Here is a 24,435-nt window from a genome sequence, read left to right on the forward strand (position 1 = left end):
GGCAGTCACCTCAGATATTGCCTTACTTGCTCATCACGCCGAGCCACTCGTCGACCCAGGCCTTGCGGTTGGCAGCCACCTCGTCGGCGCTGAACAGCAGCGTCTTGGCCGGCTTCACCAGCCTGTCGAAGGCCGGGTTGAGCGGCTTGTCGGTCTTGCCGGCCGGCAGCATCCAGTTGGTCTCGGGCACAACGTCCTGGAAGCCGGGGCTGGTCATGAAGGCCATGAACTTCTCGGCCAGCGGGTTCTTGGCGCCTGTGGTGGTGATGCCGGCGACCTCGATCTGCAGGTAGTGGCCTTCCTCGAAGGATGCCGCCTGGTAGCGCTCCGACTTGTCCGCCACCATGTGGTAGGCCGGCGAGGTGGTGTAGGACAGCACCATCGGCGCCTCGCCCTTGGTGAACAGGCCATAGGCCTCGCTCCAGCCCGGCGTCACGGTCAAAACGCGGCCCTTGAGCTTGGCCCAGGCTTCCGGCGCCTTGTCGCCATAGACCGACTTGACCCACAACAGCAGGCCGAGGCCCGGAGTCGAGGTGCGCGGATCCTGGATCGCGATCTTCTGCTCGGGATCGCCCTCGACCAGTTCCTTCAGGCTCTTGGGCGGGTTCTTCAGCTTCTCGGTGTCGTAGACGACGGCGAAGTAGCCGTAGTCGTAGGGCACGAAGGTGTCGTCCTTCCAGTCGCCCGGCACCTTGACGTCGTCGCCAATGGCGGCGTGTGGTGCAAACAGGCCGGTCGCCTTGGCCTCGGCGGTCAGGTTGGTGTCGAGGCCAAGCACGATGTCGGCCTTGGTCGAAGCGCCCTCGAGCTTGACGCGGTTGAGCAGGGCCACGCCGTCAGCCACGGAGACGAAATCGACGGTGCAGGCGCATTCGGCCTCGAAGGCCTTCTTGACCTGCGGGCCGGGACCCCATTCCGAGGTGAAGCTTTCATAGGTGTAGACGGTCAGCTGGCCTTCGGCTGCGGCCGGGAAAGCAACCGCGGCAAGCGCCAGGGCGGATGTCAGGGACAGGACGAGCGAGCGCATCGGCGCCTCCTTCATGGGTGTTGAAAGGGAATTTGAAGCGCCGGGCGTCCGAAGCATCTAATCCCTCCGCCGGTACAAACCGGATCAGGTTCAGCGGGTTGGCCGGGACGGTTCCCTGTGCCTCTCAGCCGGCACGCAATTGCGCGATCGGCACCCCGTTAGAGCGGCTCAACAAATAGGGCCGTGGCGCAGCCCGCGCAAGCAGTAGTTTGCCGGCCACCGACCATCTCGCGGCCTTCCGTTTCGGCTGCCGGACTGGTAATGCGCATGCCATGACCCGGTTCACCATACTTCTTGGCGGCGAGCTTTTCCGCACCCCGCGCATCGATCGTCAGGTCGCGGGCAGTCGCGTGATCGCGGCCGATGCCGGCATTCGCCATGCCGCCACGCTCGGGCTGATGCCGGAGCTGTGGCTCGGCGACTTCGATTCCGTACCAGTCGATCTCGATCCGCGCTTCACTGGGTTGCCGCGCGAAACCTTTCCGGCCGAAAAGGACAGAACCGACGGCGAATTGGCCATCGCTGCCGCGCTTGGCCTCGGTGCGACGTCGCTTGTGCTGGTCGGCGCCTTTGGCGGCCCGCGCGCCGACCATGCCTTCCTGCATCTGGCGCTGGCGCTCAGGCTGGCCGAGGCCGGCACCGAAGTGGTGCTGACCAGCGGGCGCCAGGAGGCGCTGCCGCTTCTGCCGGGCACGGCATCCTTCGACTATGACGACGGCATGCTGTTTTCCGTGCTCGCCTTTTCCGAACTCACCGGGCTTTCCGAAGAGGGCGCTAAATGGCCGCTTAACAGCGTGAATGTGCCTTTCGGCTCGTCGCTGACACTGTCCAACGAAGTGCGGGGTTCATTGCGGATTTCGCTCGGCAGCGGTCGCGCGCTGCTTCTCGCTCATCCCTTTCCTGCCTCGGATTTCTGAAACATGGCGCCACCGCTTCTCAATCTCGACGGCATCCGTCTGACTTTTGGCGGCCAGCCGCTGCTCGATGGCGCCGCATTGACGGCCGCGGTGGGCGACAAGATCGCGCTTGTCGGGCGCAACGGCTCCGGCAAGTCGACGTTGCTCAAGATCGCCGCCGGCATGATCGAACCGCAGGATGGCGAGGTGTTCCGCCAGCCTTCGGCGACGATCCGTTACCTGCCGCAGATGCCCGACATGGACGGTTTTGCCTCGGTGCGCGCCTATGTCGAAGCCGGGCTCGGGCCTGCCGACGATCCGCATCGCGCCACCTATCTGCTCGACCATCTCGGCCTCACCGGCGAAGAATCGCCGGCCGACCTGTCGGGCGGCGAGGCGCGGCGCGCAGCCCTTGCCCGCGTCATGGCACCCGAGCCTGACATCATGCTGCTCGACGAGCCTACCAACCATCTCGACCTTGCCGTCATCGAATGGCTGGAAGAAGAGCTGATCCGCACCTCGTCGGCGCTGATCGTCATTTCGCATGACAGGCGTTTTCTCGAACGCGTCAGCCGCAATACGGTCTGGCTCGATCGCGGCCAGACGCGCCGGCTCGATCGCGGCTTTGCCCATTTCGAGGAATGGCGCGACCAGATCCTCGAGGAAGAAGAGCGCGACCAGCACAAGCTCGGCCGCCAGATCGTGCGCGAGGAACACTGGCTGCGCTATGGCGTGACGGCGCGGCGCAAGCGCAACATGCGCCGGCTCGGCGAGTTGCAGACGATGCGCCAGCGCTTCCGTGGCCACCGCGGTGCCGAGGGCGTGGCGACGATGGTGGCGAGCGAGGCGGCCGAATCCGGCAAGCTGATCATCGAGGCCAAGAACATCGACAAGGCCTTCGGCGATCTTGAGGTGGTCAAGGGGTTCTCCACCCGTATCCAGCGTGGCGACCGTGTCGGCCTCGTCGGTCCCAATGGTGCCGGCAAGACGACCTTGCTCAAGATGCTGACCGGCGAACTTGAGCCCGACGCCGGCACGATCCGGCTTGGCGTCAATCTCGAGATCGCGACGCTCGACCAGAAGCGCGAGGCTGTCGATCCGCATGAGACGCTGTCGAGCTATCTGACCGACGGGCGCGGCGAAAACCTCGTCATCAATGGCGAGCAGCGCCACGTCGTTTCCTACATGAAGGACTTCCTGTTCAAGCCCGAGCAGGCGCGCACGCCGGTGCGCGAACTCTCTGGCGGCGAGCGCGCCCGGTTGATCCTGGCACGCGTTCTGGCGCGCCCGGCCAATCTCCTGGTGCTCGACGAACCGACAAACGATCTCGACATGGAGACGCTGGAGCTGTTGCAGGAACTGGTCGCCGGTTTTGCCGGCACCGTCATCCTCGTCAGCCACGACCGCGACTTCCTCGACCGCACGGTGACCAGCATCATCGCGCCCGACGGCGAAGGTCGCTGGATCGAGTATGCCGGTGGTTATGCCGACATGCTGGCCCAGCGCGGCGGCACCAAGCTCGACGACCGGAAATCGCGCAAGGCGGCCAACGGCCAAGCGTCCGCTGGCCGCAGCGAGCCGGAGGCGCCCAAGGCCGCGTCGAAGAAGCTGTCGTTCAAGCAGAAATTCGCGCTTGAAAGCCTGCCCAAGAAGATGGAAGCAGTGACCGCGTCGATTTCGCGGCTGGAAAACCAGATTGCCGACCCGGCCTTTTATGAACGCGACCCGCACGGCTTCCAGAAGACCATCGCTGCCCTCGACAAGGAGCGCGCGACGCTGACCGCGCTCGAGGAAGAATGGTTCGAGCTGGAGATGCTGCGCGAGGAACTCGAAGGCTAGCCCAGGGCTTCAAAGGCAGGCTTCGCAGATGGCTGCGATATGGCGGTGGTCGGTGCCACAGCAGCCGCCAAGAACCTTGATGTGGCCGAAGCGGTTGCGCATGGCGCGATAGCGGCGGGCAAGATCGGCAGGGTCGCCCGGGTCCAGCTCGGTCGCCGCGTCAAGCTCGGCATGGCTCTTTGTCGATGCGTTCGCCCGCACGCCGCCGATGCGGTGGATCCACTCGCCGCCTTCCGCCAGCACGCTGTCGAAATGGCTGGGATGGGCACAGTTGATCATGAAGTAGGCGGGGGCGCCGTCTGTCTCGTCGTCGACGGTTTCGATCGCTGCCCGCAAGCTTTCGCCCGACGGCAATCGCCCGTCGGTCTCGACGGTGAAAGAAATCACCGACGGCAGGCCAACACCCATGGCGGCGCAGGCAATGCCGACCGCTTCCTCAGGGTAGTTCATGGTCACGGCGCTGACCACGTTGGCGCCCGCGTCGCGGAACGCGATGACCTGGTCGCCGTGATAGTCCGCGGCCTCGACCGGCGTCATCATCATGTCGGGGCGGTAGCCGTCGCCGCGCGGGCCGACCACGCCATTCACCGGAACCGTCATGCCGCGGGCGACGTAGGGCGTCCGCAGCGCTTGTGCATGGGCTACGGCGCGACGGTTGATGTCGGTGAGCGCCGTGCGGGAATAACCGAGCTTCTCGCCCCAGTCGGGATTGGCCCGCCATGTCGGCGTGTCCAGCACGAAGCTCAAGCCATGTTGCTCGGCGATTTCAAGATAGCGCCGGAAGTAACTGTCGAGCTTGTCGCGCCCGGCCACGTCGAGAAGCAGCGGAAACGCCGCGAAACACGACAGGTCCATCCCCTCGAGGAAGACCAACGTCGTTTCAAGGCCTCCATCGGTGAGAGCGAGGGAGGTGCCGAGATGCGGAAGATCTGTCGTCGCAGGCCACATGACATCTCCGGAGGCATCCGGGGTTCTGTCGTCTTGCGCTACATCCGCCAGCCAGAACGTCTGCCAAAGGCGTTCTTCAGCGTATCACCTTGCTTTGGCAGTCGCTACTGCATCCCCCGAGCTACGCACGCGCGCAACCGACACGCCGGCTAGCGAGAATACTCAGCCCGCTTCCTTGGCCTGCCAGGCCTTCATCGCCTCTTCGAACACCTTGTCGCCGGGGATGCCCTTTTCCAGGGTGAACAGCGCGCGGCGGCCGGATTTGTAGACAACTGGCACGTCGATCCAGCTCTGGCGGCGCAGCAGGTTCAGGTTGGCGTCGACTTCGGCCTTGGTGTCGTTGAGGGCAACGAGGAAGAAGCCGTCGGCGATCTTGGCCGGAATGCCGAGCAGCGAGTTGCCGGCGTCCTGTTCGGAGCTCTTCATCGCCACGCGCAGGATGTTTTCGATGCCGCCGCCGTCGAAACCGTCAGGCGTCAGGAAGATCATTTCCAGGATATGGCTCGCCGGCAGTGTCTTGTCCGCGTTGCGGCGGATGGTCATGCGCAGCTGGATGTCCTTGCCCGGGATTGTCGCCTCGGCGCGGATTGCCGGTTCGGGCGGCAGGTCGCCGCCGGGCGATTCCTGCACCACCGTCCAGACGACGGAGCCGGATTCTGCCGAACCCTGGGCGACATTGGTGCGCTCTTCGTAGAAGATCGCCTTCTGTCCGACGGCCACGGGCGTGTTCTCGCCCGCCACAGGCGGTGTCGTCGTCGCCGCACCCTCGGCAGGTGCCGGCGTAGCCGGCGCAGGTTCCGGTGTCGCCGGCGGCGTTGCCGGGGCCGGCTGGGTCAGGGTCGCGACCGAGGTGCCTTCGCCAACGCCATTGCTGCCGCTGGCCGGACCTGGGTCGACTTCCTTGCCGTCCGCTGTCATGCGCTGGGTGAACTTGCCCGGCTCGCCATTTGCCGGCGCCTGGGCAGCCTGTCCGCCATTGGCGGGCGGAGGTGTTGCAGCTTCACTTGCGGGCGGTGTCGTCTCAGCCGGCGTGTCGCTGCTGGCGCCGAGGAAGGCATCGCGGTTCGACCACAGCGCATAGCCACCGGCGCCGACAACTGCCACGGCAAGGACCGCCGCGATCAGGCCGCCGCTGACGCGCTTGCGCGGCCTTTGCCTGGTGTTCGCGAACGGGTCGCCGCCGTCGGTCGTGTCGAAGCGATCGTCGCCGTCGGCTTCCGGACCTTCGTCGTCCTCGCTTGCCGAGAAATCGGGCAGCGGCTCGCGCTGTTGCGGCACATAGGCCGGAATCGGGGCGGCAGGCGGTGGTGCTGCCGGGCGCTGAGGCTCCGGTGCAGGTGCCGGACGGCTGTAAGCCGGCTGGTCCTTGTTGCGGGCGATCGAGGTAAAGACGTTTTCCAGCTCGGCCAGCGGATCGTCATCGACCGGTGGCGCGTTGAACTCCGCCTCGACGGTGGCGATCGCGTCCTCGAGCGACTTCGTCTGGCGTTCGGCGACGGCTGCGGGCGGCTGCGGATTGAGCGCGGCGAGCTTGGCCGCGATGGTGCTGCGGGCCTTGTCATATACCCGCGCGCGCATCGCCGGCGTGGTGTCGCCCATGCCGTCCAGCGTCTTTTTCAGAACCGCTACGAAGTCTGCCATTCTCTCGTCGACCTATCTCTTCTTCTGGGCCGGGCCGAATCCGGCGGCAAATCAGCCGCCGGAAAGCTGCCAAAACTAGTCTTCAAACGGGTCGGTCACAAGTATCGTGTCATCCCGCTCCGGGCTGGTGGAAAGCATGGCTACGGGCGCGCCGATCAGCTCTTCGATGTAGCGCACATACTTTACCGCTTGGGCCGGCAGGTCGTTCCAGCTGCGCGCGCCGGCAGTGGTGCCTTTCCAGCCTTCGAGCGTCTCGTAGACCGGCTCGACGCGGGCCTGCGCGCCCTGGCTCGCCGGCAGATAGTCGATCAATTCGCCATCGAGCATGTAGCCGGTGCAAACCTTGATCTCGTCGAGGCCGTCGAGCACGTCGAGCTTGGTCAGGGCGATGCCCTTGATGCCGTTGACGGCGACCGCCTGGCGCACCAGAACGGCATCGAACCAGCCGCAGCGGCGCTTGCGCCCGGTGACCACGCCGAACTCATGGCCGCGGGTGCCGAGGAACTCGCCGACCTCGTTCTGCTGTTCGGTCGGGAACGGACCTTCGCCGACGCGGGTGGTGTAGGCCTTGGTGATGCCGAGCACGTAGTGAATTGAACCCGGGCCCATGCCCGAACCCGCAGCGGCCTGGCCGGCGACGGTGTTGGACGAGGTGACGAACGGATAGGTGCCGTGGTCGATGTCGAGCAAGGTGCCCTGCGCGCCTTCGAACAGGATGCGCTCGCCGGCGCGGCGCTTGTCGTCCAGCACCTTCCAGACGCGGTCCATGTAAGGCAGGATCTTGTCGGCGATCGAAGTCAGTTCGGTCATGATGACATCGTGCGTGACTTCGGGGTGACCGAGGCCGCGACGCATCGCATTGTGGTGCGTCAGCAGCCGGTCGACCTTCTGGGGCAGGGTGTCCAAATCCGCCAAATCCATCACCCTGACAGCACGGCGGCCCACCTTGTCTTCGTAGGCGGGGCCGATGCCGCGACGGGTCGTGCCAATCTTCGTTCCGGAATTGGAGGCGGCGTCCTCGCGGAAGCCATCCAGCTCACGATGCAGCGACAGGATAAGCGCGGTGTTTTCGGCGATTTTCAGGCGGTCAGGGCCGATCTCGACGCCCTGGGCGCGGATCTTCTCCAGCTCGGCGACAAAGGCATGCGGGTCGAAGACCACGCCATTGCCGATGATCGACAGCTTGCCCGCGCGCACGACGCCGGAAGGCAGCAGCGACAGCTTGTAGACGACGCCGTCGACCACCAGCGTATGGCCGGCATTGTGTCCGCCCTGGAAACGGACCACGACATCGGCGCGCTCCGACAGCCAGTCGACGATCTTGCCCTTGCCTTCGTCGCCCCACTGGGAACCGACGACCACCACATTGGCCATAATATTTTCCTTCCGACATCGCGGACCAGGCCGCGAACAGTGCAAAATGACAGGCCTCTATAACGCCAAGCAATTGGATGTGCGACCTTTCTTTGCCGCCTGAGGCACAACAAATTCCGCCTTTGGGCGCATTTACTTGTCTGGACCCGGCACCTAGGCCGTGATGTAGCCCATCGCCAGCGAAAGTCCGGCCGCATGCACCGAAACGCCTATGTCCTGCTGTTGGCGACCACGCTGTTTTGGGGCGGCAATGCGGTGGCGGGCAAGCTTGCCGTCGGCCACGCCTCGCCGATGCTGCTGACGTCGTTGCGCTGGGCGTTCGCGGCGGCATTCCTCGGTGCCGTCGGCTGGCCCAGGCTGCGGGCCGATTGGGCGGTGGCGCGCAAGCACATCTGGCTGCTCATCACATTGGGCGGGCTTGGCTTCACCGCCTTCAATGCCGCCCTCTATTCGGCACTCAACTTCACCTCGGCGATCAATGCCAGCATCGAGCAGGCCGGCATGCCGATGGTCATCTTCGCTGCCAACTTCATCCTGTTTCGCATGCGCGTCAGCTGGGGCCAGATCTTGGGCTTCCTGCTGTCGCTGACAGGCATCGCGCTGACCGCCAGCCACGGCGACCTCGGGACCCTGCTTGAGCTCGACATGAATTTCGGCGATGCGCTGATGCTGATCGCGGTGCTGGTCTACAGCGCCTACACGGTGGCGCTGCGCTTCAAGCCCGACATCCACTGGATGAGCCTGATGATCGTGATGACAGCGGCAGCATTCGTCACCTCAATCCCGTTCGTCGCCTGGGAAATCGGCACCGGCCGCGCCATCGCACCCGATGCGATGGGCTGGGCGATCACCGCCTATATGGTCCTGTTCCCGTCGATCCTGGCGCAGATCTTCTACATCAGGGGCGTCGAGCTTATCGGCGCCAACCGCGCCGGGCTGTTCATCAACATGGTGCCGATCTTCGGCACGCTGTTGTCGGTGATGATCATCGGCGAGGATTTCCAGCTCTACCACGCCATGGCCATGGTGCTGGTGCTCGGCGGCATCTGGCTTGCCGAGCACAGCGGGCGCAAGATGGCGCAACCTTAGCAGGAACGGCTGTCGGATATCCCGCGTTATGCGGACAGGCATGCTAGCTTGATCCGAGAATGGGCGAGGTTCGGATGGAAGGTGAAGCCGATCGACGGACCGGGTTGCCGGGCTCGCGGCTGCTGTTCGGCACCCTGCAGGGCTGGCGTCGCCGCGACCTCGGCGGCGACCTGACCGCCGCGCTGACGCTTGCAGCCATCGCCATTCCCGAGCAGATGGCCACCTCACGCCTCGGCGATTTCTCGCCGGAAGTAGGCTTTTTTGCCTTCATCGCCGGCTCGCTGGCTTTCGCCGCCTTTGGTGCCAGCCGCTATCTCTCGGCCGGTGCCGATTCGACCATCACCCCCATTTTCGCCGGTGGCCTCGCGCTTGTGGCCACGGCCGGCTCGCCGCACTATGGCGAGCTTGCTGCCATGCTGGCGCTGATGGTCGGCGTCATCGTCGTTGCCGGCGGGTTGTTGCGGCTGGGCTGGCTGGCGGACCTGTTGTCCGTTCCGGTCACAGCCGGCTTCCTCGCCGGCATCTCGGTCCATATCGTCATTTCGCAATTGCCTGCGATGCTCGGCCTGCGTGGGGTTAGCGGCGATGTGTTTCAGCAGTTGGCCGCGATCTCCAGGGACTTCGGACAGATCAACCTACCCAGCGTCGCACTCGGGCTGGGCGTCTTTGCAGTTGTGTTCTTTGGCGAACGCGTCAGCCCGCGCATTCCCGGCGCGCTCATTGCTCTGGTGCTGGCAACGTTGCTGGCGACCCTGTTCGACCTGCCGCAGCATGGCGTTGCCGTGCTTGGCCCGTTGCCCGAGGGTCTGCCGAAGATTGCGGTTCCAGCTGTCGCCATGGAGGACCTGCGGACGCTGGTGCCCATCGCATTGCTGATCGCGCTGGTGGTGATGGTGCAAACCGCGGCCACCACGCGCTCCTTTGCCAACCGGTCGGGTCCGGGCCCCGATGTCAATCGCGATTTCGTCGGCGTTGGCGCGGGCAGCCTTCTCGCCGGCATGGTCGGTGCTTTCCCCGTCAATGCCAGTCCGCCGCGCACGGCCATCGTCAGTGAAACAGGAGGCCGGTCGCAACTCGCCGGCCTGTTTGCAGCGGGAATCGTGCTGGCCCTGGTGCTGTTTGGTGCGAAGCTGCTGGCCAATGTCCCGGAGGCGGCCCTGTCGGGTGTTCTTTTCTTCGTCGCGCTACGCATCCTGCGCTGGCAGACCTTTGCCGCGACCTGGCGGCAAGCACCTGTCGAGTTCGCCCTGATCCTTGTGACGGCCGTCGCCATCGTGGCGCTGCCGATCGAAATTGGCGTTGCCACCGGCATTGTGCTGTCGCTGCTGCACGGGTTGTGGGGTATGACGCAGGCCCGTGCGATTGAGTTCGAGAAGGTGCCCGGCACGTCGATCTGGTGGCCGCCGGACACGGGCAAGACGGGCGAGCGCGTCGCCGGCGTGCTTGTCGTGGCGTTCCAGGCACCGCTGTCCTTCGTCAATGCCGAACGTTTCCAACGCGACCTCGAGGCGATGATCGCCGCGCGCGCGGGCGAACTGCGGCATGTCGTGCTTGAATGCAGCAGCGTCACCGACATCGACTTCACGGCTGCCGGCATGCTGTCCGACGTCATCGCCTACTGCCGGGCGTCTGACGTCAGCTTTTCCATCGCTCGGCTGGAACCGGTGCGCGCGCAAGTGGCGCTCGCGCGCTTCGGCATCGCTTCCCAGCTCGGAGCCGATCACATCTTCCGCAGCGTCGACAATGCGGTCACCACACTGACGGGGCAGGTGATCGCGGCGAAAGGCAGTCAGCCATGATGAGCGAAACCAGACCCATGCTGAAGCCGGTGCTGGTGGCCGATCTCAGGCCGACGCAGATCACTATCGGTTTCCATGAGGTGGCGCTCAAGCGCCAGGAGTTGCGGGCGCTCTCGGCGCGGAAGGCCGGTGCCTTCCTCGGCCATCATTTCATCCCTGTGGTGCTCGGGCCCAAGGGACAGAACCACATCATCGACCACCATCACCTTGCCCGGGCGCTGCACGAGGAGGGCGTGAGGGATGTGTTTGTCAGCGTGCTTGCCGATTTGTCCATGCTCGACAAGGAGGCGTTTCACGTCGTGCTCGACAACCGCGCCTGGATGCATCCTTTCGATGCCAGGGGAAAGCGCCGACCTTACTCCGACATCCCGAAGTCGGTCGACAAGCTGGTCGACGATCCCTACCGCAGCCTCGCTGGCGAGGTCAGGCGAAGGGGCGGCTACGCCAAGGATCTGACACCCTTCGCCGAATTCCTGTGGGCCGATTTCTTTCGCCGGCGCATCGGCGCGGATGTTCTGGGCGACGATTTCGACAAGGCCTCGCGCAGGGCGCTGCAGCTGGCACGGCAAACCATTGCCAACTATCTGCCCGGCTGGAGCGGGCCAGATATGTAGTCAGGCTTGCCCGCTGCAAAGAAAAAGGCGCGACCTGCGTCGCGCCTCTTGAGGTGCCTTGGGAGGCTTGGTGGTCATATCCCGTTGACGTCGAACTGCAGCCGCTTGGCCGAGTCGATCGACTTGTGGTCGCGCACCTTGGCGAGCACGTCTTCGGGGAACGGCGCGTCGAGATAAAGCAAGGCAATTGCATTGCCACCCGGCCGGTCGCGGCCGAGCTGGAAGTTGGCGATGTTGACGCCGCTCTCGCCGCATACGGTGCCGAGCAGACCGATGATGCCGGGCGCGTCGGCATTGGTGGTGTAAAGCATGTGCTGGCCGACCTCGGCGTCGAGGTTGATGCCCTTGATCTGGATGAAGCGTGGCTTGCCGTCGGAGAAGCAGGTGCCGGCGATCGAGCGTGTCATGTGCTCGGTCTTGACCGACAGCTTGATGTAGCCGTCGAACACGCCCGACTTGTCGCGCTTGACCTCGGCGACGATGATGCCGCGTTCCTTCACCATGATCGGCGCCGACACCATGTTGACGTCGGAGACCTGCGGCCTGATCAGGCCGGCAAGGGCCGCGCTGATCAGCGCCTTGGTGTTCATCTGCGCAGTCTGGCCGTCGAACAGGATCTCGACCTCGGTGATCGGGTCTTCCGTCACCTGGCCGACAAAGGCGCCGAGCACTTCGGCGAGCTTGACGAAGGGCTTGAGCCGCGGCGCTTCCTCGGCGGTGATCGACGGCATGTTGATGGCGTTGGAAACAGCACCCTTGACCAGATAGTCGGCCATCTGCTCGGCGACCTGGAGTGCGACGTTCTCCTGCGCTTCCGAGGTCGAGGCGCCGAGGTGAGGGGTGCAGACGACATTGTCCATACCGAACAGCTCGTTGCTTTCGGCCGGCTCGACCTCGAACACGTCGATGCCAGCACCCGCCACCTTGCCGCTCTTAAGCCCGGCGATCAGGTCCTTTTCGACGATCAGACCGCCGCGGGCGCAGTTGATGATGCGCACGCCTGTCCTCATCTTGGCGATGGAGTCGGCGTTGATGATGTTGCGCGTCTTGTCGGTCAGCGGCGTGTGCAGCGTGATGAAATCGGCACGGGCGAACAATTCGTCGAGCTCGACCTTCTCGACGCCGAGTTCCTCGGCGCGATGCTCCGACAGGAACGGGTCGAAGGCAACGACATGCATCTTGAGGCCGACAGCACGCGTGGCGACGATCGAGCCGATATTGCCGCAGCCGATCAGGCCAAGCGTCTTGCCGGTGATCTCGACGCCCATGAAGCGGTTCTTTTCCCACTTGCCGGCGTGGGTCGAGGCATTGGCCTCAGGCAGCTGGCGGGCGACAGCGAACATCAGCGCGATGGCATGTTCAGCCGTGGTGATCGAATTGCCGAAGGGCGTGTTCATGACGATGATGCCGCGGCGCGAGGCCGCGGGAATGTCGACATTGTCGACGCCGATGCCGGCGCGGCCGATGACCTTGAGGTTGGTCGCAGCCGCGATCAACTTTTCGGTTACCTTGGTCGCCGAGCGGATGGCGAGGCCGTCATATTGGCCGATGACTTCGAGCAGCTTTTCCTTGTCCTTGCCGAGGTCGGGCAGGTAGTCGACCTCGACGCCACGATCCTTGAAGATCTGGACGGCGGTGGTGGAGAGTTTGTCGGATACGAGAACGCGGGGCGCCATAGCTGCCTCCTTGAAGAGTGATCAAACTGTTCGGGAAATGGGCGGCCCGGAGGCCGCCGCAGGTCTGGTCAGGCGGCAGCCTTGAGCGCTGCCTTCTGATTGGCGAAGGCCCAGTCGAGCCACGGCATCAGGGCCGCGAGGTCGGAGGTCTCGACGGTGGCGCCGGCCCAGATGCGCAGGCCGGGGGGCGCGTCGCGATAAGCGCCGATGTCGAAGGCAACGCCTTCCTTTTCGAGCGCTGACACCATGCCCTTGGCGAATGCCGCCTGGCCGTCCTTGTCCAGGGCAGCTACCTCAGGATCGACGATCGACAGGCAGACCGAGGTGTTGGAGCGCGTTTCCGGCACGACGGCCAGGTTGGCGAGCCAGCCCGAAGTCTGAACGATAGCGTCGATGGCGGCAAAGTTGGCGTCGGCACGGGCGACCAGCGCATCGAGTCCGCCCAGGCTCTTGGCCCAGTTCAGCGCATCGAGATAATCCTCGACGCAGAGCATCGACGGCGTGTTGATGGTCTCGCCCTTGAAGATGCCTTCGATCAGCTTGCCGCCCGAAGTCAGGCGGAAAATCTTGGGCAGCGGCCAGTCCGGCTTGTAGCTTTCGAGCCGCTCGACAGCGCGCGGGCTGAGGATCAGCATGCCGTGCGCGCCTTCGCCGCCAAGCACCTTCTGCCAGGAGAAGGTGACGACATCGAGCTTTTGGAAATCGAGGTTCTGGGCGAAGGCCGCCGAGGTGGCGTCGCAGATGGTCAGGCCCTTGCGATCGCTGGGGATGAAGTCGCCGTTTTCGACGCGCACGCCCGAGGTCGTGCCGTTCCAGGTGAAGACGACGTCGCGATCGAAATCGACCTTCTTGAGATCAGGCAGTTCGCCGTAGGGCGCCTCGAACTTGCGCACGTCTTCGAGCTTGAGCTGCTTGACCACGTCGGTGATCCAGCCGGCGCCGAAGGATTCCCAAGCGACCATGTCGACGCCGCGTTCGCCGAGCAGCGACCACAGCGCCATTTCGACGGCGCCCGTATCGGAGGCCGGAACGATGCCGATGCGGTAGTCGGCGGGAACCTGGAGAATTTCGCGGGTCAGCGCGATGGCCTGCTCGAGCTTGGTCTTGCCGACCTTGGCGCGGTGCGAGCGGCCGAGCGGTGCGTCTGCGAGCGCCTGGAGCGACCAGCCGGGACGTTTTGCGCAGGGACCTGAGGAGAAATTGGGGTTTGCCGGACGGAGTCCGGGCTTGGCGACGATCGTCATCGTGATGCTATCCTTCCAGATAGGTGGCCCCTCGTTGGGGAGGGGTGGCCCACGGACGGCGATATGCGTTTAGCGTTCGGGCGTCAAGAGGAAAGTTTCTGTCGCAAAGAGGACATGCCGCAATGGTGCGGGAATGGCGGTCGCCGATCGGTCATTCCAACAAATGCAAACCCTGCCTAATCGGCCGCCTGCAAATAGCCCGCATGCACCAGATGCTCGCGCAGCAACTCCCTGATAGCTTCCTGCCGGCTGGCTTCGTTCTGCTTGCAGCGGCGATATTCGTCCACGGCGTTCAGCACGGCGGATGGAAACCTCATATGCACGGCCTCGGTCCCCGCCGGCCGCCGCCCTCGTTTCGCAAGTCGCTCACGCAATTACGCCCCCAAGCAAAGTCCAATTTCAGGAAAATTAATTTCCTGTAGATGAAATTGCAACAGCGAAGTCCAACGCTCTTTGTGGGCACAGGGAAAACCAACTTGCGGTCCAGGCCGGCGGTTGTGTGGCGATTAGAATTAACGCAGAACGGGCATCGGTTTGCGGGGCTTGCATTGGGGGGGGCGGTTCGTGGCTCACGTGTTTTCACTCGGTCTTCGGTTCCAGGAACGGATTGCCGCCCGTCCGCGAGCCGTGACCATGGCTTCGCTGGCTGCAATCGTCGGCATTTCTCTGGCCCTCGGCTTTTACAATCTCGACTTCCTCTATGGCGCCCATGTCGACGAACCGACGAAGGTGGCACTGGTCGCGGACAAGCCCCACAATTATTTCCACCCACCGTTGCTGATCGTTCTGGCGAGGGTCGTGGCGTGGCTAGTGTCGGCTTCCAGCGACCTTGAAAGGCTTTGGGCCGGTCGCTTCGTCAGCGTCATGGCAATGACAGCCGCAAGCGCGCTTTTCTACCTTGTTATGGCGCGTTACGCAGATCGCCTGCAGTCCATTATCTGGAGTTGCGTTTTCGCGTCGTCTCCGGCAATCGCCGTGCACGCCCATTACTTCAAGGAAGATGCGCTGCTCGTTTTCGCCATTTGCCTTGGCCTCCACGCGCTGGTGCGGCTTGTGGAAAGAATTGACCTGCACAATCTGGTCTATTTGGGCATTGCTCTCGGTCTTGCGCCGTCGGCCAAGTATGTTGGTTTCCTGAACAGCGTCGGGCTATTCGCCTTTGCCCTGTGGTACTGCAGGCTGGGCGTGAGGGGTGCCGCATTGGTGGTCGTCGCGGGCACCGCCACCATGCTCGCCGTTCTGCTCGCCTCCTTCGCGAGCGAAAGCGGAACCGGTCCTGGCGATGTGTTGTCGGGCCTCGCAAGGGAACTCAAGCATGCCGAGGATGGTCATGACCTCAAGGAATGGTTCTGGGCAGGTTATGGATTCACCCATCTGCGCCACCATCTGCTTCCAAGCATCACGGCGATGACGTTTCTGATCGGTCTCGGGGCAATCTGCCTCGCGCTGGTCAAGGACCGAGACCGGCAAGTCGCAGCCTTTGCGGCGGCCGCGATCATATGGTCGTTCGCGCTTGAGCTCTCTCCCCTCAAGATCGTCGGGCAGATGCGCTATGTGCTTCCAGTTGTCATCTATTTCCTGCTGGCTGCCGGGATTGCCAGTTCGCGCTCAGTCGCCATCCGAAGCCGGGCCGGCGCCATGGCCTTGGCTCTGATTGCGCTGACGGTCACCGCACATGCCGGCATATCCTATGTTCGGAACATGAACCCCAGCAAGGACACGCGGACGAAGGCAGTCGAGTTCCTGATCGCCAACGGAATGACCAATGTGGTCTCCGACTATCCGATCGGTCATCCTCTGGCGCAGACACGGGACTATCAAGCGCTGGCCTCGCATGACTATCTGCTGTCGCTCAGATTCGAGCGCTATTTGCGCGGCGGCGAACTGAGGGCACAAGACTCGCAAGTCTACGACCTGGCGTCCATGTTCCACTGCCTCGACGGGCATGCTGTCGCAACGTTTTCCCGGCTCTATGGGGACTATGGCTTCGTGGCGCCGACTGTGAAGATTTACGATCTCAAACGTGGCGCTTCGTGCATCCCGCCAGCAAGAAGCCGGCCGTGAGACGCGGCCGGCTTTTTCGAGGGCGCGCAACGTTTCTAAAAGCAAACGGCGGGCCAAGGCCCGCCGCTGTCATCATGTCGGAGGATCGGGCGCTTACCAGAGGTCGTAGCGCAGGCCGACTCTGACCTGGTGGAAGTCGACGCCCTTTTTCATTTCGACTGCCGGCACATCGGCATATTCCAGGCCTGGTGCCGCGAGATATTGGTAGCCTACGTCGACCGAGGCGTTCTGGCTGACCTTGTAGCTGACGCCGGCATTGAGCGAGTAGGCCAGGGCGTATTGCGTGTCGCGGAGGTGCCAGTCGGGTGTGGTCGAAGTGTCGTCGACCCGCTGGCTGGCATAAATGACACCGACGCCAGCACCGACATAAGGTGTGAAGCCGGCAATGGTGCCGAGGTCGACATAGGCATTCGCCATGCCGGTCCACATGCTGTTTTCCGATTCGATCGTATCGACGCCATTGGTTGCGCCGTAGCGGTCGTGCGCCAGGAAGCCGAGATTGAGGTCGCCGCGCAGGTAGTCGGTGAAATGATAACCCGCGCCGATGCTGCCATTGACGAAGGTGCTGTCCGATTCGACGCCGAACAGCGTGAAGTCATAGGGCGACTTCGTGATGTTGTAGCCGACGTCGCCGCGCAGGTACCAGCCGGAGCCAACTTCAACGGGAACGTATTCCGGCGCCTCGTCGATGACAACGGGCGGGTCGTAATCGGCAGCGCCTGCTGCCAGCGGCCAAAGCATGGTCGCGGCCAGGGCCAGCGCTATGCGAGACGTCAAGGTCATGATCGCATTCTCCCGAAATGGCGCCAGGTGTTGCCCGAGAATCCAGCAGCCGTTTGGATCATCATTAACCATAGAGGTTAAGTCACGGTTAAGGATAACAGTCGGTTAGCGGGTGTTTTGTTGCGGGCTGGGCAAGAAAAAACCGCCCGGCGGGCCGGGCGGTTTGATCCATCGAAGCTGACTGCAGGCCTAGTTCAGCGAATAACGGACGCCAAGCTTGAAGTCGTGCGAGGTGATGTCCTTGAAGGTGATGCCGTTGTTCGGAACATTGAACGCTGGATCGTCGTTGTAGATAGTGCCGGTGCGAGCATCGCCGAGGTTGACGAAGCTGTAGCCGAGGTCGACGGTCATGCGTTCGGTCGCCTTGATGCCAACGCCGGCATGCAACGCCCAAGCCAGGTTCCATTTGGATGTCGTGTGGGCGTAGCCGGCGCCATTGTTGATGACGTTGACATCGCGGAAGCTGGAGATGGTGTTGCGCGACGCGCCAAGGCCAGCGCCGACATAAGGGGTGATGCCGTAGAAGGTGCCGACGTCGGCGTAAGCATTGGCCATGAACAGCCATTCCGACTTCTTGCCGCTGTAGTCGTTGGTTCGCGTAACCACACCTGCCGGCGTGCCGGTGTCGTAGGTGACGTAGTCAAGCGCGTTGAAGCTCGACGCGCCGCGGTATTCGACGTTGAGGTCGCCACGCAGGAAGTCGTTGTACTGGTAGCCGACACCAACGCTGAAGATCGGCGCCGAGCCGAATGTGCCCTTGTCGTGCCAGCCGTGCTCGATGATGGTGGGGCCCTGGAAGAGTTCCGATTCCAGAACCTTCAGCCGCTGGTTGCTCATGCCGATGTGGCCGCGCAGGTACCAGCCGCCATAGGATGGCTGCTCGACCTCGATGATCGGTTCGGGCATGTCTGCCGCAAAAGCCGGTCCGGCCACGCCAACGAGCAGCGCGGCGAATAGTGCGTTCCTTCCAATATTAAACATGCTGATAACCCTATCCCTGCGGACCGCAACGCGCCCGGCCATGACTAACCCGCGTGGATAATGCTTGGTATAGGTTAAGGCGTGCTTAACCGTGTCGGTTAACCACGAATACTTTGCAACCAACGGTTTTGCCGGCCGCCGCTGGCTGCTTTCGGCCCATGACAAGAGATCCAGGGGCACATGTCTGGAGATGTTGTTGCCTGATGGGACGCTGCCATGGCGAAGCACCTGCGACACAAGGAGAAAAACGGTCAGTAGCGTAAGCAGCAGTAGTGGTACGGCGAAATTGAGCTGTTGCTGACCCTGCGAGCGCGCCAAGATCATTGGGACGCCCAGTCATGAAGATGGGACGCTCAGTCATGTGTCTTGCTGGCTCGGTGCCGCAAGGTGGCGGGGATATTGCTTTTGGCTATGACACGCGGACCTGGGCCGGTTCGGCTGGCGATTGCTGGAGCTTGCGGTACTTGTGTTGCTTTCGCATGCGTGGTTCGCAACGCTGCGCGCGCAATGGGATGCGGTCTTGGGCGATCGTGGAAGTGTGGCACCTGCCGGGTGCAGGCGCGCCGAGGGCAAGTGACGGGGGTGATTACGATGCTTGATGCAGACAGCAATCCCAAGACGTGCGCGTCGCTGGCCATCGTCTGGCCATTTGCTCCAGGAGTGGAGTCCTACGCAGCCTGGAAGCTCGCAATATCCAGGCTCGTCGACGTGGCAATCCCTGTTGATACCGACATGGCCTTGTTCGACTTCCATGGCTGCACCTGGCAGCTTCCGGAGGCCTTTGTGCAAATCAATGGTGGCTCGGCTATTTCGATGTCGCGCCCGCAGAGCGTCATCGAGGATCGGCCGATCTCGCAGATGTCGATCTACATGCTCATCGGCGGCAGCGTGGTGACGGATTATGACGGGCTCAAGCAAACCCAGATTCCGGGCGATGTCGTCGTCGTCGACTATTCCTTGCCTTATGAGGCCTTCACGCCCGGCTACGAGGGCATTACGCTCACCTTCGACAGAGCGCGCGCGCCTTTGGGCCTGCAAGGCGATGTCCACGGCACGATGTTGGGCGCTGACAGCCCCGCCGCCAAGGTCATCGGGGCCCAGATGAGAACGCTCATCGAGCATATCAATGAGCTCAGCGTCGATCAGGCCCAGTCCGCCGTCGATGGCATATTGCGGTTTGCCGCGACGACCTTTCCTGCCGCCGCTTCGAGAAGAATGCGCGACGACCTCAATGTACTGAGCCGTGCGCATCGGCTGGCCAGAAAGAGAATGCCTGATCCGGACTTCGGCCCCGAGGAACTGGCGTCCGAACTCGGCATGTCGCGATCGAAGCTGTTTCGATCGTTTGAACCCCATGGCGGCGTGCAGCGCTGGCTGCTTGGCGAAAGGCTGACAGCCAGCCTGCAGGCGATTGTGAGAACCGCAGGCAAAATGAAGATATCGGCCATTGCCCACCAGCACGGCTTTCGCAGCGAAGCCCATTTCAGTCGCGCCTTCAGGAAACGATATGGCATGAGCCCGAGCGCTGCCCTGGCTTTGACCCAGCGATCGCAAGGCAGCACTTTGTACCTGAGCTGGGCGGAGAACGACGCGGGGACTGAAAGCTCGACAGCCGAAGCCTGGCTCGCATCTGCCCAAGCCAGGGAGGCCGAAGCGGCGGAGTGAGTGCCCCGCTCTTGTGATCGCCACGGCAACGAAGGGCGGCAAGCGAGCCGCCCGACTGGTTCACGAAGCCTGGTCAGAACTTGTAGTTCAAGCCCGTCTTGAGCGTATGGAATGCGGTGTCGACGCTGGTACGTCCGTCGTCGCCGTAAAAACTCATTATGTCCGGAAGTCTCGATACTCCCCAGGTCGACATAGAGATATTCGGTCTTGAGCGTGATGTTCTCGGTCACGCCGTATTCGAAACCGGCGCCCGCCGTCCAACCCAGCTTGGTGTCGGAAAACGAATGGCTGCGGGTGTTGCCGGAAGCTCCGTCATCCCAGTAGTCGTTATCGATGGCAGATGTCTTGATACTGCCGTAGGCCGCGCCGCCGGTGCCGTAGATCAGGAAGTTGTCCATGGCATAGCCGAGCCGGCCCCGCAGTGTGCCAAACCAGGCGATCTTGGTCTCAACGTCACGGTTGCCGAACTCACCTAGATCGATCCAGTTGTAGCTCTGGGAGTCCTTTGCCTTGAGTCCGGATGCGGAAAGATCCGCTTCGACGCCAGCAACCCAGTTGGGACCAAGCTGGTGGTTGTAGCCGACCTGCACGCCACCAAACGCGCCAAAGGCCGTGATGTCTTCGGCGAGGCGGTAATCGCCAGCCTCATCCAAAGGACTGGCGGTATGATCGAACGCGTGTTTGAAAGTGCCGCCGCCAATGCCGCCATGGACGCCGATGTAAAAGCCGCTCCAGTCATAGGCGAAGCGTTCCGCGACCGGTGCCGGTGCTGGCTCAACGGTCAGATCGGCGGCCTGGGCCGCAACGCTACCCAAGATAAAGGCAGAATATATTGCAGTAATTCTGAGAGTAATTTTCACGAGCAGCCCCAAGATTCGCATGCGGAGAACATCGTTTTTCTCTACATGAGAAGCCGATCACGCACCTTGATCGCGCGTCTCATCTTGATGACCGGGCGTCCCAATGTGTCCGGCAAGCTGGGTCGATGCAGTGACAGCGCAAATTGGCTGTGCGAGAGCCGCCTTGGCAGTTCACCGAATGCTCTGCTGGGTGGCCGGCACGCGCAACACGTGTTGCGGGGCACGTGTCGGCCACTTTCGCACTCCGGCGTTGCAACGGGTCACTTGACCGGGCCCATAGCCGGTTGAGTTCAAGCCCCGGGCTTCCCAGCGGGGTTTGCGCCACCTGAAGGCTTCGTCGGATGGCGACGTGAAAGACTTCTCGGCAACGGCACTCCGAACGACATGACCGCACGTTTCATCTTCATGACCGAGCGTCCCAATGTGTTTTCAAAGCTGGTGTGGGGCAGTGACAGCATGGCCAGCCGGTGCGAGAGCAACCACGGCAGTCCACCCAATACTCTGCCGGTGGCCGGCGCGCGCAACATGTGTTCGCGTTGCATCGGCCTCTCGCACTCTGGTTCGGAATCACTTCTGTCGAGCCGCACAAATCTGCCTCCGACTGATCTAGGGATGGGTAATGAACAAGATCCTATTTGCCACGACATGCCTTTGCATCGTCTCCGGTAGCGCACTCGCAGCAGACGGTGCCGCCTTCACCTGGACAGGCGGATATGTCGGTGCGCAAGCGGGATATGTCTGGGGAGATGGCAGCTTTGAAGGAATTGATGACCATGCCAATCCGAAGCCGGCCGGTTTCATCGGGGGTGTGTATGCCGGTGCGAACTATCAGTTCGGCAATGACGTCGTCGTCGGCATTGAGGCCGACATGGCCTGGAGTGGGGCCGATGATAGTGCACTCGTTTACAATTCGGCCGGCATTCCCTGGCCCGCCGACTACCCAGTCATCCAGGAGATAAACCGAACCGGCGCGGTCCGTGCGCGCCTCGGATACGCAGTGGGCCGGTGGCTTCCCTATGTTGCCGGCGGCGTTGCTTTTGCCGCGGTAGATCAGAGGCTCGTCGGAGCCGATGGCAATTTCAACACGACCTACACGGGCTGGACGCTCGGCCTGGGCACGGAGTACGCCTTCTCAGACAACATGATCTTCCGGGCCGAGTATCGTCACGCCGATCTCGGAAGCAGGACGTTCGACCTGCAGGATGTACCGCCCTTGGACATCGGGCTCAAGACCAGCGACGTCCGCATCGGCATCGCCTACAAATTCTGACCGCCAACTGGGGCAATGTCTTTTCGGATCAGGAAACCCTGGGGCAACGGGGCGCGCCTGAAAGGCCGGTGCCTGCGGTTCACCCGTGGGCGCTGGCCACAGCGATGTCAGCCTTCAAGGTTCGCGTCGGCGCGGCCCGCAATTGGGATCGGTACACTCCTGCCGACGCCATCAGTCGTCCAGCCATGATTGTACGTCTCATTTTGATGACCGAACGTCCCAATGTGCACGGTCACCGCGCCCAAGGCAGTGACAGCATGATCGACATCGCCGACAGATATTCCCGGTCTTGAAACGCTCGCGCAGGACGGCAAGACGAGCGGAGTGAGTATCGGGGGATACGTGCATGACAGACGAAGCATTTCAGATGCAGCAGATTGATGCAGCATTGGTGGAGCGACCCGCTCACACTCAGTCATCATACATGGGCTGGGTACTACGCAAGGCATGGTCATGCATCACCTTGGCCAGCCCGCGCTCGCATCTTGACCGACGGCCAGACGGAATGGAGGCGTTCGACATGCTTGGCGGCTGGAATGGTTCCGACGCCGGGCCGCGCGACCTCTGACAGGTCCGCGCCGCGAAACCTTCCCGGATGATTCAATCATGCGGACGGTCAGGCAGCGCAAAAGAGCGAAAGCGGCATTGGCCGTTCACCAGGTGCCTGCTGGCCAGTCGCATACGCAATTTGCAAGTGCGTATCGATGTTTTGACAAAAGCAAATATTGAGGGAGCAAATGCCTGGCATTGCGAGAGTGTATTTCATCACGGCGATCTGTTTTCTCGTCGCCGGAATCCTGGTTGGCCTGCAGATGTCGATTGCGCATGACTACGCCGCAACTGGCGCGCACGCACATACCAACCTCCTCGGTTGGGTGACAATGTCCATTTTCGGCACATTTCACGCCCTGAACCCGCGCGGCGCCGGCACCCGCCTGGCGAAGGTGCAGTACTATGTCTACACCGGCGGCGTGGTCGTCATGACGCCGGCGCTCTATTTGCTCCTGACCGGGCATCCGGCATTCGAGCCGGTTGTTGCCGTGTCATCTCTGGTGGTGTTTGCCGGCGTGCTGATGTTTGCTGCGATCATCTTTCGCGCTTGCGCAGACTAGGCGATCTTCGACGCGCCATTCGCGCTTGTCGAAGTGCTGTGCCACGTGGCAACCGGCCAAATACAGCCGCTGGACCTAGTCAGTTTCAGCGTACAAAAAAGCCCGCCGGAAGCGGGCTTTTTTCATCCATGAGAGGCTTGCTCAGGCGGCCGAGCGGCTTTCCGAAATGACACCGACAATGTCGTTGACCACGGTTTCGACCAGTTGCGGGTCGTCGCCTTCGGCCATGACGCGGATCAAGGGTTCGGTGCCTGACGGGCGGATCACCAGACGGCCGGTCTTGCCGAGGCGGTTGCGGCCCTCCTCGATCGCAGCCTTCACCAGTGTCTCTTCGAGCGGCTTGCCGCCGGAAAAGCGCACGTTCTTGAGCAGCTGCGGCACCGGCTCGAAGGTGCGGCTCAGCTCGCTCATCGGCTTGTTCGAGCGCTTGATGCAGGCCATCACCTGGAGTGCTGCCACAAGGCCGTCGCCGGTGGTCGAATAGTCGGTCAAAACGATGTGGCCGGACTGCTCGCCGCCGATGTTCAGCCCGTGCGCGCGCATATGCTCGACGACATAACGGTCGCCGACCTTGGTGCGGTGCAGTTCGAGGTTGATGTCGCTGAGGAAGCGTTCGAGGCCGAGGTTCGACATCACGGTCGCCACCACGCCGCCGCCGGCGAGGCGGCCGCTCTGCTGCCAGGACTGCGCGATCAGCGCCATGATCTGGTCGCCGTCGACGACGGTGCCATTCTCGTCGACAATGACGACGCGGTCGGCGTCGCCGTCAAGCGCAATGCCGATGTCGGCGCGCACTTCGTGCACCTTCTTCTGCAGGCCGGCCGGATGAGTCGAGCCACACTCCTGGTTGATGTTGAAGCCGTTGGGCTCGACATTGATGGCGATGACCTCGGCGCCGAGCTCCCAAAGGGCGGCCGGCGCCACCTTGTAGGCCGCGCCATTGGCGCAGTCGACGACGATGCGCAGCCCCGACAGCGACATCGAGCGGGGCAGGGTGCGCTTGGCGAATTCGATGTAGCGGTCATGCACGCCATCGACGCGCTTGGCCCGGCCGAGCCCGTCGGAATCGGCGAGCAGCGCCTCGACGTCCTGGTCGAGCATCGCTTCGATGCGCTCCTCGATCTCGTCGGACAGCTTGTAGCCGTCGGGGCCGAAAAGCTTGATGCCGTTGTCGTGGTAGGGGTTGTGCGAGGCCGAAATCATCACGCCGATGTCGGCGCGCAGCGAGCGCACCAGCATGGCGACGGCCGGTGTCGGGATCGGGCCGAGCAGGAACACGTCCATGCCGGCGGCGCACAGGCCGGCCACCAGCGCGTTCTCGATCATGTAGCCCGACAGGCGCGTGTCCTTGCCGAGCACGACGCGATGGCGGTGACTGCCGCGCTGGAACGACAGGCCGGCAGCCATGCCGACCTTCATCGCAATCTCAGCGGTCATCGGAAATTTGTTGGCCCGTCCGCGAATGCCGTCGGTGCCGAAATAGCGTCCAGCCATGTTTAGCCTGTCCCCGTGAAGTCCACCCGCGATTGCTTTGCCACAAGCCGGGCCGACCA

At 63.0% G+C, this 24,435-nt stretch carries 20 protein-coding genes, 1 pseudogene and 1 riboswitch; of the genes and pseudogenes, 10 read left to right on the top strand and 11 right to left on the bottom strand.

Annotated elements, in window-relative coordinates:
• Window positions 1-22: 22 nt before the first annotated feature.
• Complete coding sequence (thiB, locus tag ACHMW7_RS06865) at window positions 23-1,027, bottom strand: thiamine ABC transporter substrate binding subunit (protein WP_395449555.1); 1,005 nt, start codon at window positions 1,025-1,027, stop codon at window positions 23-25.
• Between the two features lie 44 nt (window positions 1,028-1,071).
• Window positions 1,072-1,195, bottom strand: a riboswitch (TPP riboswitch).
• A 104-nt stretch (window positions 1,196-1,299) separates the two neighbouring features.
• Between thiB and ACHMW7_RS06870 the strand changes: the two genes are divergently transcribed.
• Both ACHMW7_RS06870 and ACHMW7_RS06875 read left to right on the top strand, forming a co-directional pair.
• On the top strand, window positions 1,300-1,944 hold the full coding sequence (locus ACHMW7_RS06870) for a thiamine diphosphokinase (protein ID WP_395449556.1): 645 nt from the start codon (window positions 1,300-1,302) through the stop codon (window positions 1,942-1,944).
• A 3-nt stretch (window positions 1,945-1,947) separates the two neighbouring features.
• The gene (locus ACHMW7_RS06875; RefSeq protein WP_395449557.1) at window positions 1,948-3,762 is read left to right on the top strand and encodes an ABC-F family ATP-binding cassette domain-containing protein; all 1,815 of its coding nucleotides are present in this window, start codon (window positions 1,948-1,950) and stop codon (window positions 3,760-3,762) included.
• 9 nt (window positions 3,763-3,771) lie between these two features.
• Here ACHMW7_RS06875 and ACHMW7_RS06880 read toward each other — a convergent pair whose 3' ends face one another.
• The 3 genes from ACHMW7_RS06880 to ACHMW7_RS06890 all read right to left on the bottom strand — a co-directional run bounded on the left by ACHMW7_RS06880 (window position 3,772) and on the right by ACHMW7_RS06890 (window position 7,725).
• Window positions 3,772-4,710, bottom strand: coding sequence for a homocysteine S-methyltransferase family protein (locus tag ACHMW7_RS06880; protein WP_395449558.1), 939 nt, complete (start codon window positions 4,708-4,710; stop codon window positions 3,772-3,774).
• Between the two features lie 162 nt (window positions 4,711-4,872).
• Window positions 4,873-6,351, bottom strand: coding sequence for a hypothetical protein (locus ACHMW7_RS06885; protein ID WP_395449559.1), 1,479 nt, complete (start codon window positions 6,349-6,351; stop codon window positions 4,873-4,875).
• A 75-nt stretch (window positions 6,352-6,426) separates the two neighbouring features.
• Window positions 6,427-7,725 carry an adenylosuccinate synthase gene (locus ACHMW7_RS06890; RefSeq protein WP_395449560.1) on the bottom strand — a complete coding sequence of 433 codons (1,299 nt, stop codon included), beginning with the start codon at window positions 7,723-7,725 and terminating at the stop codon, window positions 6,427-6,429.
• Between the two features lie 195 nt (window positions 7,726-7,920).
• Here ACHMW7_RS06890 and ACHMW7_RS06895 point away from each other — a divergent pair, with 195 nt between their 5' ends.
• The 3 genes from ACHMW7_RS06895 to ACHMW7_RS06905 all read left to right on the top strand — a co-directional run bounded on the left by ACHMW7_RS06895 (window position 7,921) and on the right by ACHMW7_RS06905 (window position 11,227).
• Window positions 7,921-8,814: a DMT family transporter gene (locus ACHMW7_RS06895; protein WP_395449561.1), complete on the top strand. Its 894-nt coding sequence runs from the start codon at window positions 7,921-7,923 to the stop codon at window positions 8,812-8,814.
• Between the two features lie 74 nt (window positions 8,815-8,888).
• On the top strand, window positions 8,889-10,613 hold the full coding sequence (locus ACHMW7_RS06900) for a SulP family inorganic anion transporter (RefSeq protein ID WP_395449562.1): 1,725 nt from the start codon (window positions 8,889-8,891) through the stop codon (window positions 10,611-10,613).
• On the top strand, window positions 10,610-11,227 hold the full coding sequence (locus ACHMW7_RS06905) for a ParB-like protein (protein ID WP_395449563.1): 618 nt from the start codon (window positions 10,610-10,612) through the stop codon (window positions 11,225-11,227). Before ACHMW7_RS06900 ends, ACHMW7_RS06905 begins: the two co-directional genes overlap by 4 nt.
• Window positions 11,228-11,301: 74 nt before the next feature.
• Here ACHMW7_RS06905 and serA read toward each other — a convergent pair whose 3' ends face one another.
• The 3 genes from serA to ACHMW7_RS06920 form a co-directional block, all read right to left on the bottom strand.
• Complete coding sequence (gene serA / locus ACHMW7_RS06910; RefSeq protein WP_395449564.1) at window positions 11,302-12,903, bottom strand: phosphoglycerate dehydrogenase; 1,602 nt, start codon at window positions 12,901-12,903, stop codon at window positions 11,302-11,304.
• 68 nt (window positions 12,904-12,971) lie between these two features.
• Window positions 12,972-14,147, bottom strand: a complete 1,176-nt coding sequence (locus ACHMW7_RS06915) for a phosphoserine transaminase (protein ID WP_395449565.1) — start codon at window positions 14,145-14,147, stop codon at window positions 12,972-12,974.
• 176 nt (window positions 14,148-14,323) lie between these two features.
• The gene (locus ACHMW7_RS06920) at window positions 14,324-14,464 is read right to left on the bottom strand and encodes a hypothetical protein (protein ID WP_395449566.1); all 141 of its coding nucleotides are present in this window, start codon (window positions 14,462-14,464) and stop codon (window positions 14,324-14,326) included.
• A 316-nt stretch (window positions 14,465-14,780) separates the two neighbouring features.
• Here ACHMW7_RS06920 and ACHMW7_RS06925 point away from each other — a divergent pair, with 316 nt between their 5' ends.
• The gene (locus ACHMW7_RS06925) at window positions 14,781-16,211 is read left to right on the top strand and encodes an ArnT family glycosyltransferase (protein WP_395449567.1); all 1,431 of its coding nucleotides are present in this window, start codon (window positions 14,781-14,783) and stop codon (window positions 16,209-16,211) included.
• A gap of 93 nt (window positions 16,212-16,304) precedes the next feature.
• Here ACHMW7_RS06925 and ACHMW7_RS06930 read toward each other — a convergent pair whose 3' ends face one another.
• Complete coding sequence (locus ACHMW7_RS06930; RefSeq protein ID WP_395449568.1) at window positions 16,305-16,994, bottom strand: outer membrane protein; 690 nt, start codon at window positions 16,992-16,994, stop codon at window positions 16,305-16,307.
• A 189-nt stretch (window positions 16,995-17,183) separates the two neighbouring features.
• Entirely contained in the window at window positions 17,184-17,900 is a 717-nt protein-coding gene (locus tag ACHMW7_RS06935) for an outer membrane protein (protein ID WP_395449569.1), read from the bottom strand.
• Between the two features lie 666 nt (window positions 17,901-18,566).
• On the opposite strand from ACHMW7_RS06935, the gene ACHMW7_RS06940 reads away from it, so the two are divergent.
• On the top strand, window positions 18,567-19,640 hold the full coding sequence (locus tag ACHMW7_RS06940) for a helix-turn-helix transcriptional regulator (RefSeq protein ID WP_395449570.1): 1,074 nt from the start codon (window positions 18,567-18,569) through the stop codon (window positions 19,638-19,640).
• 224 nt (window positions 19,641-19,864) lie between these two features.
• On the opposite strand, the pseudogene ACHMW7_RS06945 reads toward ACHMW7_RS06940, so the two are convergent.
• A pseudogene (locus ACHMW7_RS06945) lies at window positions 19,865-20,521 on the bottom strand (outer membrane protein); the annotation flags it as partial.
• A 598-nt stretch (window positions 20,522-21,119) separates the two neighbouring features.
• On the opposite strand from ACHMW7_RS06945, the gene ACHMW7_RS06950 reads away from it, so the two are divergent.
• The 3 genes from ACHMW7_RS06950 to ACHMW7_RS06960 all read left to right on the top strand — a co-directional run bounded on the left by ACHMW7_RS06950 (window position 21,120) and on the right by ACHMW7_RS06960 (window position 22,882).
• On the top strand, window positions 21,120-21,770 hold the full coding sequence (locus ACHMW7_RS06950; protein WP_395449571.1) for an outer membrane protein: 651 nt from the start codon (window positions 21,120-21,122) through the stop codon (window positions 21,768-21,770).
• A 346-nt stretch (window positions 21,771-22,116) separates the two neighbouring features.
• Window positions 22,117-22,338: a hypothetical protein gene (locus ACHMW7_RS06955; protein ID WP_395449572.1), complete on the top strand. Its 222-nt coding sequence runs from the start codon at window positions 22,117-22,119 to the stop codon at window positions 22,336-22,338.
• A gap of 169 nt (window positions 22,339-22,507) precedes the next feature.
• On the top strand, window positions 22,508-22,882 hold the full coding sequence (locus tag ACHMW7_RS06960) for a hypothetical protein (protein ID WP_395449573.1): 375 nt from the start codon (window positions 22,508-22,510) through the stop codon (window positions 22,880-22,882).
• A gap of 141 nt (window positions 22,883-23,023) precedes the next feature.
• Here the strand turns inward: ACHMW7_RS06960 and glmM are convergent, their stop codons facing one another.
• Window positions 23,024-24,376, bottom strand: coding sequence for a phosphoglucosamine mutase (gene glmM, locus ACHMW7_RS06965; RefSeq protein WP_395449574.1), 1,353 nt, complete (start codon window positions 24,374-24,376; stop codon window positions 23,024-23,026).
• Window positions 24,377-24,435 lie beyond the last annotated feature (59 nt).

Source organism: Aminobacter sp. UC22_36 (assembly GCF_044056035.1).
In the GTDB taxonomy this organism is placed as follows: domain Bacteria; phylum Pseudomonadota; class Alphaproteobacteria; order Rhizobiales; family Rhizobiaceae; genus Aminobacter.